Annotated in this window: 9 protein-coding genes; 7 read left to right on the top strand and 2 right to left on the bottom strand. The window is 62.8% G+C overall.

Going from position 1 to position 13,093, the window contains the following annotated elements; genetic code table 11:
- Positions 1 to 136 precede the first annotated feature (136 nt).
- From ABHT90_RS08555 to ABHT90_RS08535, 5 genes are all read left to right on the top strand, one after another.
- Entirely contained in the window at positions 137 to 985 is an 849-nt protein-coding gene (locus ABHT90_RS08555) for a nitroreductase family protein (RefSeq protein ID WP_346965391.1), read from the top strand.
- A gap of 158 nt (positions 986 to 1,143) precedes the next feature.
- On the top strand, positions 1,144 to 3,171 hold the full coding sequence (locus ABHT90_RS08550) for a KUP/HAK/KT family potassium transporter (RefSeq protein ID WP_195363688.1): 2,028 nt from the start codon (positions 1,144 to 1,146) through the stop codon (positions 3,169 to 3,171).
- Between the two features lie 61 nt (positions 3,172 to 3,232).
- A complete protein-coding gene (locus ABHT90_RS08545; protein WP_346978728.1) occupies positions 3,233 to 3,427 on the top strand; it encodes a hypothetical protein in 195 nt (64 codons plus the stop codon).
- Between the two features lie 111 nt (positions 3,428 to 3,538).
- Positions 3,539 to 5,164, top strand: a complete 1,626-nt coding sequence (locus ABHT90_RS08540) for an ATP-binding protein (protein WP_346978727.1) — start codon at positions 3,539 to 3,541, stop codon at positions 5,162 to 5,164.
- Between the two features lie 4 nt (positions 5,165 to 5,168).
- Complete coding sequence (locus tag ABHT90_RS08535) at positions 5,169 to 5,882, top strand: response regulator (RefSeq protein WP_346978726.1); 714 nt, start codon at positions 5,169 to 5,171, stop codon at positions 5,880 to 5,882.
- A gap of 95 nt (positions 5,883 to 5,977) precedes the next feature.
- On the opposite strand, the gene rlmKL is transcribed toward ABHT90_RS08535, so the two are convergent.
- The gene (rlmKL, locus tag ABHT90_RS08530; protein WP_346982228.1) at positions 5,978 to 8,515 is read right to left on the bottom strand and encodes a bifunctional 23S rRNA (guanine(2069)-N(7))-methyltransferase RlmK/23S rRNA (guanine(2445)-N(2))-methyltransferase RlmL; all 2,538 of its coding nucleotides are present in this window, start codon (positions 8,513 to 8,515) and stop codon (positions 5,978 to 5,980) included.
- A 75-nt stretch (positions 8,516 to 8,590) separates the two neighbouring features.
- On the opposite strand from rlmKL, the gene ABHT90_RS08525 reads away from it, so the two are divergent.
- Positions 8,591 to 9,421, top strand: coding sequence for an HAD hydrolase family protein (locus ABHT90_RS08525; protein WP_346978722.1), 831 nt, complete (start codon positions 8,591 to 8,593; stop codon positions 9,419 to 9,421).
- 190 nt (positions 9,422 to 9,611) lie between these two features.
- Positions 9,612 to 10,316 (top strand): transaldolase, encoded by a 705-nt coding sequence (locus ABHT90_RS08520; RefSeq protein WP_346978720.1) that lies wholly within the window; start codon positions 9,612 to 9,614, stop codon positions 10,314 to 10,316.
- A gap of 381 nt (positions 10,317 to 10,697) precedes the next feature.
- On the opposite strand, the gene ABHT90_RS08515 is transcribed toward ABHT90_RS08520, so the two are convergent.
- Positions 10,698 to 12,845 (bottom strand): Tex family protein, encoded by a 2,148-nt coding sequence (locus ABHT90_RS08515; protein WP_346982227.1) that lies wholly within the window; start codon positions 12,843 to 12,845, stop codon positions 10,698 to 10,700.
- Positions 12,846 to 13,093: the final 248 nt, after the last annotated feature.

Genomic DNA, 13,093 nt, shown 5'->3' with positions numbered 1-13,093 from the left:
TGGCTGCGCACAACAACCAGCCATATTAACGCGCACGTGTGGCGGTGTGGCGCAATGGAGTGGCGACCTGCGCGATAATGGACGGGAATTACACGGAAACGTAAAGGCTTCTTAAAGAATTAGCGAGGATGAGGCGATGAACGAGCAGGTTTGCACCAAGGCTGTGGATACGTGCGGCTATCCGGTCGAGACGACGGGCAATGCGGTGCTGGACACGTTGGAGCACCGTTCCTCCACGCGTGCCTTCGCGCGTGATGACGATGACCGTCCCGTGGCGGTGACCGACGAGCAGCGGGCGGCGATTCTGCATGCGGCGAGTCGTGCGCCGTCGGCGGGCGCCATGATGATGTATTCCATCGTGAGCATCCGCGAGCAGGCAACGCTCGACCGCCTGGCCGACCTGTGCGACCACCAGCCCATGATCGCCAAGGCGCCCTGGGCACTGATATTTGTGGTCGATTATGCCAAGTGGATCGATCTGTTTGAGCACGTGGGCTGCTTTGAGCCCGAGTTTGTCGAGCGCACGGGTAAGGCGCCCCGCCGCGCGCCGGGTTTGGGCGACTTTGCCATCGCGGCCCAGGACGCCGTGATCGCCGCGCAAAACGCCGTGGTTGCCGCCGAGGCTCTGGGCCTGGGGAGCTGCTATATCGGTGATATCGTCGAGAATGCCGAGGAAGTTGCCGAGCTGCTCGATCTGCCGCCCTATACCATGCCGCTGTCGATGCTCATCATCGGCACGCCCCGTAAGGAGCGCCCGGCAATCGCGCACCCCGTGGTGAACCTGGTGCACGAGGAGCGCTACTGCCGTGCGGATGCCGCGACTATGGATGCGCAGGTGGCCGAGATGGATGCGATGTTTCGCCCGCACGCCCGCGAGGTGGGGGAGCGCGTCGTGGATATCTACACCCGCAAGCACACGAGCCCCTTTATGGCCGAGATGAGCCGCTCCATGGAGTGGTGGTTCAAAAACTGGCTCGGAAAATGACGAATGTGACAAGGGGATAGTCCCTTTGTCACACTTCATATCGCCGCGGTGGCCTAAAGACTGTATAAATCTTTATCTAGCTGGGAAAACAGTGCATTAAAACATGGGCCGATTACCTATAATCCCTTCGAACATTAAAGTTGGGAGGAAACCGGCTTATGGAACAAAAGGCCAAGGAGGCAGCCTCGCACGCTGCGATTCCTGTGAGCATCTCGGCGATGCTCGTCACGCTGGGCGTGGTGTACGGCGATATCGGCACCAGCCCTATGTATGTAACCAAGGCGCTCGTTGCCGGCAACGGCGGCATCGGAAGCGTCACGGAGGAGTTCGTGCTCGGCGCGCTCTCCCTTGTCGTGTGGACGGTCACGCTGCTGACCACCATCAAGTATGTGCTCATCTCGCTGCGCGCCGATAACCATGGCGAGGGCGGCATCTTTGCCCTGTACAGCCTGGTCAAGCGTTGCGGCAAGTGGCTTATCATCCCCGCCATGCTGGGTGGCGCCGCGTTGCTCGCCGACGGCATCCTGACGCCGGCCGTTACCGTTACCACGGCCATCGAGGGCCTGCGCACTATCCCGGCGGTTCATGCCGTGCTGGGCGATGACCAGGGCCGCGTCGTCGCCATTACGCTCGCCATCATCATCGTGCTCTTCTTGGTACAGCGCATCGGTACGGCCAAGATCGGTCACGCCTTTGGCCCCATCATGACGCTGTGGTTCCTGTTCTTGGGCGGCACGGGTCTGTTCTTTGTCTTACAGCACCCCGCCGTGCTGCTGTGCCTCAACCCGCTCCGCGGCATCGCTTTTTTGTTGAGCCCCAACAACCACGCGGGCATCATGATTCTGGGCAGCTGCTTCCTCGCCACCACCGGTGCCGAGGCGCTCTACTCCGACATGGGCCACGTCGGCCGCGGCAATATCTACGCTACCTGGCCGTTCGTTAAGTGCTGCCTGCTGCTGTCCTATATGGGCCAGGGCGCTTGGCTTATGAACAACGCTGCCAACCCCGAGCTCATGGGCATTGCCGATCTCAACCCGTTCTACCAGATGCTCGCCCCGGGCCTGCGCCCGTTTGCCGTCGGCCTTTCCACCGTCGCGGCCATCATTGCCTCGCAGGCGCTTATCACCGGCGCATTCTCGCTGGTGTCCGAGGCCAGCCGTCTGGACCTCATGCCGCACATGCAGGTCTTCTACCCTGCCGAGACCAAGGGCCAGCTCTACATCCCCATGGTCAACAACGTCATGCTTGTCGGCTGCGTCATCGTGGTGCTGCTGTTCCAGAACTCGGCGCATATGGAAGCCGCCTACGGCCTTGCCATTACGCTGACTATGATGTGCACCACGCTGCTGCTCTTCTTCTACCTGCACGAGGAGCGCAAGCTCAAGGTTGCTCCGTGGATCTTCGCGGCCTTCTTCCTTTTGCTCGAAGGCTTCTTCTTCGTGAGCTCGCTCACCAAGTTCTTCCACGGCGGCTACTTCACCATCCTCATGGCTGCACTCATCATGGGCATTATGGTGTGCTGGTACAACGGCACGGCGGTCGAGCAGCGCCAGTTTACACTGCTGCCGCTGCGTAGCTACCTGCCGCAGCTCAAGCGCCTGCGCGACGACGACCGTTACGAGCGCATGAGCGACAACGTCGTGTACCTGACCAAGGACACCCATACCGACTACATCGACCGCGACATCGTCTACTCGATTTTGGACAAGCATCCCAAGCGCGCTCGCGCCTGGTGGTTCGTGAATGTCGAGACCATGGACGAGCCGCATACCTTTGCCTATTCGGTCGAGACGTTCGGCACCGATTACGTGTTCCGCGTGCATCTGTACCTGGGCTACAAGATTAACCAGCGCGTCAATGCCTATCTGCGTCAGGTCGTTCAGGACCTGGCTGCCACCGGCGAGCTGCCGCCGCAGACGCATGACTACTCGGTCTACAAGGATCCGGGTAACATCGGTACGTTCAAGTTCGTCCTGATCCGTAAGCTTCTGGCGCCCGAAAGCGATGTGGAGCCCAGCGAGCGTACGGCCATCACGCTCAAGTACATCATCCGCCGCGCCGCCGGCACGCCCGCACGCTGGTACGGCCTGGAGAACTCCAACGTGAGCTTTGAGTACGTGCCGCTGTTCACCAAGTTTAAGGCCGTGAACAAGATGCAGCGCCTGGCTCCCAACGAACGCCCGTAGGCGCCGACGGGTTGCACGGAGTTGGTTTTCGATGGACAAGATTGAGACCGGGGAGGCAAACATGGATGCAAAGATGCTTGATGGCCGCGAGGTGGTTGCCGAGCTGGTACGTGAGGCGCGTGTCGACGCCGCCGAAGATCGGTTCTTTACGAATCGTGCCAACATGGACATGGCCGACCGCGTGATTTCGATCGTGGCACTGGTATTTGGAGCGGTGTGCGTGTGTGCCCTGCTCGCGCACGTGCTGTTTGTCTAGCGACCGCCGGTTGCAAAGGCTATACACTTGGAACCACCACAAGGGAAACCACCACAAAGGTGCCTGTCCCTTTGTGGTGGTTTTTGTTTTTGAGAGAGGGGCGGGGCGCTGATGGACGTCCGTGCGGACGGTGATATTGCCGAGAACTTTTGGTGGCGGCGCACTACGATGACGCGTCGCGGCCCCCTGTACGATATCTGCGTGTCGGTGGGGCTGCTGGTCGCGGCGACGATTGTGGGCGCGCTGCTCGACCATCCGGGTCTCGCGCCGAGCATCATGATCGTCTATGTGTTCGCCGTTCAGCTGTGCGCATTCTTTACCTGGAGTCGCCTGTATTGCTTGCTGAGCTCGGCTGCCGCCGTGGCGCTCTACAACTTCTTGTTTGTCGACCCGCGCTACTCGCTGTCGCTTATCGACCGCGGCTATCCCGGCATGTTCTTCATCATGTTCGTGGTCTCGCTTGTGTCGAGCTCGATTGCGTTGGCCCTGCGCCGCGCCTTGGCACAGGCTGCCGCCAGCGACCGCCGCACGCATATGGTGCTCGAGACCAATCGCATGTTGCAGCGCTGCGCCGACGAGCAGCAGATCGTTCACGCCATGGCCACGCAGCTGGCGCGTCTTTCGGGCTGTCCGGTCGTGTGGTACAGCGCCGACGCCGAGGGCGATGACCTGCTGCCGCGTGCGACATACACGGCCGTGGGCGATGCCGCGCCGGTGCACGAGCTGGCGCCGCAGATGCCACCGCGGCTCTCGGCGTCCGCCTATGTGGGAACGCCGCTCGACGCCACGTTTGGCGGCTCGGCGTTTTATGGCATCTACCTGACGGTTCGCACGGGCGACGGCTTCGTGCGCTCGGGCGACCCCGCCTCGGTGGTGGGCGTGCTGGCTATCGTTGCCGAGCCCGACGTGCTGACGCATGAGGAGCGGACGCTTGCCGATGCCATCGTGAGCGAAGGCGAGCTGGCACTCGATCGCGCCCGCGCCATGGAGGCCCGCGAGGAGGCGGCGGTGCTCGCCAAAAACGAACAGTTGCGCGCCAACCTGCTGCGCTCCATCTCGCACGATCTGCGCACGCCGCTTACCAGTATTTCGGGTAATGCCGACGTGCTGCTCGACCAGGGCTCGACCGGCACCGCGGTGCTCGATGCCCAGACGCGCCGCGGCCTGCTCCTTTCCATTCGCTCGGATGCGCAATGGCTCAACGCCACCGTCGAGAACCTGCTCGCCATCACCAAGCTCGAGGGTGGCGGTATGCGCCTGTCGACCACACTCGAGCTCATGGACGATATCGTCGAGGAGGCGCTGCGCCACGTGAACCCTGCCGTGCGCGAGCACGACCTTAAGGTAGTGGCGTGCGATGAGCCGGCGCTCGTCAACGTCGATGCGCGCCTGATGGTGCAGCTGGTGGTCAATCTGGTGAACAACGCCATCGCCTATACGCCCGCGGGCTCGCATATCATGATTTCGATTAGCGTCGACGATGGACGCGTGACGTGCTCGGTGGCCGATGATGGTCCGGGCATCGCACCCGAGGATCGCGAGCGGATCTTTGAGTCGTTCTACACCGCCAACCACGGTCTGGCTGACAGTCACCGCAGCGTGGGCCTGGGTCTTTCGCTCTGCCGCTCCATTGCGCTGGCGCATGGCGGTAGCATAGAGGTTGCCGCGGCGGACCCGCACGGCTCGGTCTTTACGATTGAGCTTCCCGCCGCCGACGTTTCGTTTGATAAGGAGTAGCGCTGTGCCGAACTCTGCCGTAAAACCGCTCATCTTGGTCGTTGAGGACGACCCCGCCGTTCGCAACTTAATCGTTGCCGCGCTCGAGGCGCACGGCTTGCGCCATATGGCTGTGGAGACCGCCCATGCCGCTATCGCCGCCGCCTCGTCGCAGACGCCGAGCATTGTGCTGCTCGATCTGGGCCTGCCCGATATGGACGGCGTCAAGGTGGTGGAGTCGGTGCGCGCATGGTCGGGCATGCCGATCATCGTGGTCTCGGCGCGCAGCGAGGACGCGGACAAAATCCGCGCGCTCGATGCCGGTGCCGACGACTACCTGACCAAGCCGTTTTCGGTCGAGGAACTGCTCGCGCGCATTCGCACGACGCTCAGGCGCCTTTCGTATGCGCAAACGGGTGGTGTTGCCTCCGAGGGCTCGTTCGATACCGGTGAGCTGCATATCGATTTTGATGCCGGCATTGCCACGATGGATGGCGAGGAGTTGCACCTGACGCCGATCGAGTACAAGCTCCTGTGCCTGCTGGCACACAACGCCGACAAGGTTCTGACGCACCAGTTTATCCTGCACGAGATTTGGGGCACGGCGACCAAGAGCGACCTGGCGAGCCTGCGTGTCTTTATGGGCACGCTGCGCAAGAAGATCGAGTCCGACCCCGCGCATCCGCGCTATATCCAGACGCACGTGGGTATCGGTTACCGATTGGTCATCCAGGGATAGGTCGGCATCCGCCATCCCACTATGAGTTGCGGTGAAATACGGTCTAAATATACCTAATTCCAGGCAAAACAGTCCGTATTCCACCGCAACTTTGTCTATTTGCCTTTGGGCTTGCTGGCGTAGAACTTCTTCTTTTTGGACTTGCCGGCAGGGGAGGGTTTGCCGGCAGAGTTGGACCTGCCGTTGCCGGCCTGCGCGTGCGTGGGCACTGCCGCGCGAGGCTTGCGGACCTCGGGGTTGCGCAGCTCCTCGACACGCTCGGCAATCTCCTCGGCGCTAAAGCCGACCTCGGCCATGGCGTCCTCGATGGGCAGGCGGCGCACGATATAGCAGTGGTGCACCTTCTGGTTGCGCGCGAAGTCCTCGGGAATGGTCTGCGTCGTAATGTCCTCCAGCACGACGCCCGCGCGCGCGAGCTTGCGCGTCTCGGGGCGGAAGCCGCGCAGGTTGCAGCTAAAGATGGCGTGGCCGCCCTGTGCGAGCAGGCGCGATACGCCGGCCAAAAGCTCAACATGGTCGCGCTGGACATCCCAGGTACGGCGGCCCATCTTTGACGAGTTCGAGAACGTGGGCGGGTCGACAAAGATCAGGTCCCAGCGGTTGCGCGTCTGGCGCTGGTCGCGAATCCAGGCGAGCACGTCGTCGCGCACAAAATGATGCTGCGGACCAACAAAGCCGTTCTGGCGCATATTGCGCTCGGCCCAGTCCAGGTAGGTGTTCGAGAGGTCGACTGTCACGGTTTCCTCGACGCCGCCGTCGGCCGCATAGCAGGTGGCGGTGCCGGTGTAGGCGAACAGGTTGAGGAAGCGGCGCGCCTGTTTGGCGTGCTCGCGCACTAGGTTGCGGGTGACGCGGTGATCCAAGAAGATGCCCACATCCAGGTAGTCGTCAAAGTTGACGGCAAAGGTGAGCCCGCCTTCTTCGATGAGCGGCAGACGACGGCGCGCGATGTTGGCGCGCTCGCCCGATCCGCCCTTGCCGGCGCCCTGCTTGCCGTACTGCGAGCCGCCGCGCGAGCGCATGCGGGCCTTGGCGTGCACATGCTCGGCCGGAACATCAAGGATGCGCGGCGCGATGGCCAAGATGTCGAGCATGCGGGCCTGGGCCAGCGCGGGATCGATGGTCTTGGGCGCGGCGTATTCGGCGATGACGAGCCAGCGGCCCGGCGTCTGCGGGCAGCCCTCGTACAGGTCAATGGCGGCGGAGTAGTCGGGCAGGTCGGCATCGTAGACGCGGTAGCAGCTAACGCCCTCGCGCTTTGCCAACTTTCGACGCAGACGGGCGTTCTTGCGCAGGCGGTTGGCGAACTGCTCGGACTCCGGGATGAGCACGGGCAGCGGCTTGCCGTCGCCCAAGTCGAGCGTGGCGGTAGGTTCGGACATGGGGGTGTCGGCAGCTTCGTCCACGGCGTCCGCGCTGGTCGCAGCCTCAAACACTGCGGCGGCGTGGTCGAGCGAAGGCCAGACTTCGACGGTTGCCTCCTCGTTGTTGGGCATGATGGCGATCGAGCGTTCGGGCTCGGCGTGGAGCGCGCGGGCCAGCAATCCGTCGCGGGTGAGCGCGGCGACCGGTGCCGAAGCGAGCTCGGGCGCGCGGCGCAGCTCGCCGACCAGCGTCATGGCGTCGTGCATGAGTGAAAGCGGTGTCTCGGTGGTGTCTGCGACTACGGCGGCTCCGGCGACGGCGCCAGCATGGTCCAGCACGGTGGCGGACTTGGCGGCGCAAAAGTCGACAAAACGCTTGTAGCCGGCGCACTTGACCATGCGCTCGGCAGTCTTGCGGGCGGCGGGGTCGATGTCTACGGCCACGATGCGCGCCTGGCGCTCGCGCGCTGCCGTCTCGCGCTCGCGCGCCTCGGCAAGCAGCTGCTCCCACAGGGCGGCGTCGTGTAGCTGCCAGCCCTCAAAGCCCCAGCGCTCGCGTGCGGCGCCCGGGGCGCGGTTGGTCAGAATGTTCACGGCCTCCAGCAGCAGACCGCCGCCGGCGCACGAGGCATCGATCAGCGTGGGAAGGGCTTCATTCTCGTAATCGTCAGCCGTTAACTCGCGCTCGCACAGTGCGGTCCAGCCGACCTGTGCCAGCACCAGGGCGGCGTAGTCGGGGCGCAGCACGTGCGTACCCTCGCCGGCGCGGGTCGCTGCGGGCGGCAGACGCTTGAACAGCGGATCGCCCGAAAGGTCCAGGCTGATGCTCGCGCGGCGCTGACGCAGCGAAAGCAGCAGGTGAACATCGGGATCGGTGGCGTTGACATCGGCGCGACGGCCCGTGGTTTCGGCCAAGCGGTCGCACAATGCGTCCTTGGCGCGCAGGGCCGAGAAGCGCGTGTTGCGCAGCTGCTCGGTCACGCCGCGGGCGGTGATGGCGATGGTGGCGCCGGGGCGGATGACGGTCTCCCAGGCGATGTCGTAAACGCTGTCGTACAGTTCATCGGCATCCTGCGCCTCAAAGCGCCCGAGTACCACGAACACGCGGCTCGCCAGGCGCGACCACAGACAGGCGCGGTAGCCTTGCTCGAGCTCGCCCTCAAATGTAGCGCGGCCCTTCAGCCGGCGAACATGCGAAAGCCCGAGGCGTTTAAGCTCATCGGCGAGTGCGGACTCAAAGCCCTCGGGGCAGCTTGCGTAAAATTCCATGGGTGACCTCTCTGGTTGCGTCGCTCCATTATATGATGGATGCTTCGTTTGCCCTTATCCTCGAAAGGAACCCATATGATTGATGCGTGCTCCGAATCCGCTGTGCTCTTTTTTGACGTGGACGGCACGCTGACGTCGTTCGATCCCGACGATATGACCGATAAGGACTTCAATGCGGTCCATCCGTCGAAGGCTGTTGTCGATGCATTTGGTCGCCTGCGCAATGCAGGTCACCAGGCATTTATCTGCACGGGTCGCCCCTTGTGGCTGATTGCCGATGGCTTGCGTGCACTGAACCCGGCGGGTATCGTTGCCATGGCAGGCGCCACGCTCGAGGTCGAGGGCCGCGTGGTGCACGAGGATTGCTTTGACGAGGACGTTATCGCGGAGCTCGCGCGTCGTATTACTGTGGTGGGCGGCGAGGCGTTGTTCGAGACGAACGGTGCCACCTATTCACTTGAGCCAGTTGGTGTCGAACAGTCATTTCTGCTAGGCGCCGGCGTGGTGCACGGCGTTGATCAGATGCGCGTCGATGGCCGCTTGCGTGTAGGCAAGGTGTGCATTAACGCGTGCGACCTGGCTCGCGTAGCTAACGATGATGGCTTTATCGATCGCGAGTTTGAGCTGTGCAACACCGGTGGCCAGAATCGCGAGCTGAGCCCCAAAGGCATCGACAAGGGCTTGGGCGTGGCGCGAGCGCTGGAGTATCTGGGTCGCACCGGCAACGCGCGCACCTTTGGCTTTGGCGATTCGGGTAACGACCTGGGCATGCTCGCTGCGGTCGAGACGGCTGTAGCCATGGGCAACGCCATGCCCGAGGTCAAGGCAGTCGCCGACTACGTGACCGACGATGTCGCACACGATGGCACCGTCACAGCGATGCAACATTTCGGCCTCATCTCATGAATCTCGCCTTCTGACGTTTGCTCAAACTGCGACTCTTTGCTTTTGCATGCTCAATCGATTTATCAATCCAAACACTGAGGCGTTTATACCGTTCGCCGAGAAGATAAAAAACCGCAGCTCACACCTTGATAAACGTAGGTAAAGTGTTTAGCAGTTTAACGCCCATGTGCAAGCGAAAGGAATCAGGCAGATGGCAATCAAGGTGTTCGCTGACGGTGCAAACCTCGAGGGCATGCTCGACATGTACGAGAACGGCAACGTTCAGGGTTTCACGACCAACCCGTCCCTTATGAAGAAGGGCGGCGTGACGGATTACCGCGCGTTTGCCAAAGAGGTCCTGACCCATATCACCGATGTGTCCGTTTCGTTTGAGGTCTTTGCCGACGACGTCGAGACCATGGGGGTCGAGGCCCGCGAGATCGCTACCTGGGCCGAGAACGTCTACGTTAAGATCCCGTGCGTGACCACCAAGGGTGAATCCACCGCCGAGCTTGTCCGCAAGCTTTCCGCCGACGGCATCAAGGTCAACGTCACTACCATCTTTACGCCTACGCAGGTCGACGAGATGGTCGAGGCCGTTGACGCCGAGACGCCGTCCATTATTTCGCTCTTTGCCGGTCGCATCGCCGACACCGGCGTCGATCCCATTCCGTTTATGACGGAGTCGGTCAAGAAGGCTGCCGCCAAGCCCAACTGCGAGGTCCTGTGGGCGTCCACACGCGAGCTCATCAACATTTACCAGGCAGAAGCCTGCGGTTGCCAGATTATCACGGTGCCCAACAGCATCCTGGCCAAGCGCAAGAACATCGGCCGCGACCCGTACGAGGTCTCGCTCGACACCGTCCGCGGCTTTGCCAAGGATATCGCCTCGCTCGGCTTCCATATCCTGCCGTAACGCGAACACTGACTACGCCCCGGGCTGTTCGCCCCGGCCTTTCCTTTCCCTATCGCTCACGCGCTTCGCGAGGGTCGCGCTAGGCAAAGGAAAGGCCGGGGCTACCGGCACGAGCTTGCCAGTAGGTTGGTGATAGGCTTCCATATCCTGCCGTGGACAAAGGTACCCCCGCCTGCGCCGTGCAAATTTGAGAGTATTCAGCAAGGTAAAGGCTTTTACCAGCTGGTTGAAGCACGGAACAGCCCCCGTTTTGGCTCTGATGACGCTAAAACGGGGGCTGTTTTTGACGTTATTGTCTCTGTGGGGCGTTCGGAACGGCGGAAATTGCAGAATACTCGCGATTTTGCACGCTGCTGCAGGGGGTACCCTTGCTTTGGCGGTTTACTTCCCCTGCACCATGGTGAGGGAGATCTTCTTGCGGTCGCGATCGACCTTTTCGACCCACACCTTGACCGTGTCACCGACGCGCACCACGTCGCTCGGGTGCTTGACGAAGCGGTTGGCGAGCTTGGAGATGTGTACGAGGCCGTCCTGGTGCACGCCCACGTCGACGAACGCGCCAAAGTCCACAACGTTGCGCACCGTGCCCTTGAGTTCCATGCCGGGCTCCAGATCGTCGATGGAAAGCGCCGAGCGGCTAAAGACCACCTCGGGCGCGTCGTCGCGCGGGTCGCGACCGGGCTTCTTGAGCTCGTTGACAATGTCGATGAGCGTCAGGGTGCCGCAGTCCAGGTCGCTTGCCAGCGCCGAGATACTGCCCAGACGGCGCTCGATGTCGGGCACGCCGCCGCGGCTGAGCTCGCTTGCCGCAACGCCGGCACGCTCCAGGACGGCCGTGGCCACCTCGTAGCTTTCGGGGTGGACGCTTGTCGCGTCGAGCGGGTTCTTGCCGCCGCTGATGCGCAGGAAGCCCGCGGCGTTGAGATATGCCTTGGGTCCCAGCTTGGGGACCTTCTTAAGCTGACGGCGATCGGTAAAGGCGCCGTTTTCCTCGCGGAAAGCCACGATATTCTTGGCTACGCTCGGCGTAATGCCCGAAACGTATCCCAACAGGCTCGCGCTCGCGGTGTTCACGTCGACGCCCACGCGGTTGACGACGTCCTCCACCACGTGGCCCAGGGTGCGTGAAAGCTCGGCCTGGTCAAGGTCGTGCTGGTACTGGCCCACGCCGATGGACTGGGGCGGAATCTTGACGAGCTCTGCCAACGGGTCCTGCAGGCGGCGGCCCAGGCTCATGGCGCCACGCACGGTGACGTCCAGGTCGGGATACTCCTGGCTGGCGAGCTCGGAGGCGGAGTACACCGACGCGCCAGCCTCGTTAACGATGGTGTAGCGAAGGTTGGGCGCCTGCTCGGCAATGAACTCCGAGACGACTTCCTCGGTCTCGCGGCTGGCGGTGCCGTTGCCGATGACGATGGTGTTGACGCCGTCCTTTTTGACGAGGCGGGCGAGTTCGCGCTTGGTGCCGGCGACGTCGTGGCGCGGCTTGGTGGGGTAGACCACGCCGTGGTCGAGTAGCTTGCCGGTCTCGTCCATGACGGCGACCTTGCAGCCGGTGCGGTAGCCCGGATCGAGCGCGAGCACACGGGCGCCGCGGACGGGGCGTGCCGAGAGCAGGCCTTCGAGATTCTTGGCAAAGACGTTGATGGCCTCGGTCTGGGCGCGAACGGTGAGTTTGGCGCGGGCCTCGCGCTCCAGCGAGGGGGCCATGAGGCGCTTGTAACCGTCAGCGATGGCGGCATCGAAGATGGGAGCAAACACGCCCTGGCGACGGGGCCAGCGGCTGCCGAGGCGTGCCGTGGCGGCAGCGCCATCGACGTTCACGCGCACGCGGAGCTTGCCCTCGCGCTCACCGCGGTCGATCGCCAGCACGCGGTGGTTGGGTATACGGCGCAGCGGCTCATCATAGCTGTAGTACGGCTCGTAGGGAGTCTTTTCGGCGGGGTCGGTGGCCTCGACGACGATGTCGGCGGTGTTTTGCGTAAAGGCGCGCAGGTCGGCGACGTTCTCGGGATCTTCGGCCACCGTCTCGGCCACGATGTCGGCCGCGCCGGCAAGCGCCTTCTCGGGCGTGTCGAAGCCGGCCTCCTCGTTGATGTATGCCGCGGCGGCGTCGAGCGCGCTGCCTTTGGCCGAGGCCTGCATGATGATCATGTTGGCGAGCGGCTCCAGGCCGGCCTCGCGGGCCTTCTGCGCGCGGGTTATGCGCTTTTTGCGGTAGGGCTTGTAGAGGTCCTCGACACGCTGGAGCTGTGTGGCCTCGCGAATCTGCTGCTCGAGTTCGGGCGTGAGCTTGCCCTGGGCGTCGATGAGCAGGATGACGTCCTCCTTGCGCTGCTCAAGATTGCGCAGGTAGGACAGGCGCTCGTCGAGTGCGCGCAGGGCGACGTCGTCCATGCCGCCCGTTGCTTCCTTGCGGTAGCGCGAGATAAAGGGGATGGTGTTGCCCTCGTCGATGAGCTTGACGGCCGCCTCGACGTTGGCGGCCTTAAGGTTGAGCTCGCGGGCGAGCTGGGCGATAAGATCCATGGGACTCCTTGCGTTTAAGGTGCGTTTGCAGCACAGGGCTACCAAGGATACCACCCGTCACTTCGCCCAAAAAAGACTGTTTTGGTGCGGAGCCACGAAAGCGGCCTATCTACTACGTTTAACCCGTATGGATCGACCATCCCCCGGTTTTCCGAAAATACGCAAGCCGTTTACCTGCACTGATAATTGTTCTCGGGGGAAGCGGGCACTGCGGGGCGCGGCAACGGCGCGCGATTTCCGCGTCGCAG

This window comes from Collinsella aerofaciens, assembly GCF_039758815.1.
In the GTDB taxonomy this organism is placed as follows: Bacteria; Actinomycetota; Coriobacteriia; order Coriobacteriales; family Coriobacteriaceae; genus Collinsella; species Collinsella aerofaciens_BP.
The sequence above is the reverse complement of the archived record's forward strand: the minus strand, read 5'-3'. Positions and strand labels throughout refer to the sequence as shown.

Coding starts and splice junctions, on each gene's coding strand:
- ABHT90_RS08555 (WP_346965391.1), top strand. CDS start 137: ATGAACGAGCAGGTTTGCACCAAGGCTGTGGATACGTGCGGCTATCCG.
- ABHT90_RS08550 (WP_195363688.1), top strand. CDS start 1,144: ATGGAACAAAAGGCCAAGGAGGCAGCCTCGCACGCTGCGATTCCTGTG.
- ABHT90_RS08545 (WP_346978728.1), top strand. CDS start 3,233: ATGGATGCAAAGATGCTTGATGGCCGCGAGGTGGTTGCCGAGCTGGTA.
- ABHT90_RS08540 (WP_346978727.1), top strand. CDS start 3,539: ATGGACGTCCGTGCGGACGGTGATATTGCCGAGAACTTTTGGTGGCGG.
- rlmKL (WP_346982228.1), bottom strand. CDS start 8,515: ATGGAATTTTACGCAAGCTGCCCCGAGGGCTTTGAGTCCGCACTCGCC.
- ABHT90_RS08525 (WP_346978722.1), top strand. CDS start 8,591: ATGATTGATGCGTGCTCCGAATCCGCTGTGCTCTTTTTTGACGTGGAC.
- ABHT90_RS08520 (WP_346978720.1), top strand. CDS start 9,612: ATGGCAATCAAGGTGTTCGCTGACGGTGCAAACCTCGAGGGCATGCTC.
- ABHT90_RS08515 (WP_346982227.1), bottom strand. CDS start 12,845: ATGGATCTTATCGCCCAGCTCGCCCGCGAGCTCAACCTTAAGGCCGCC.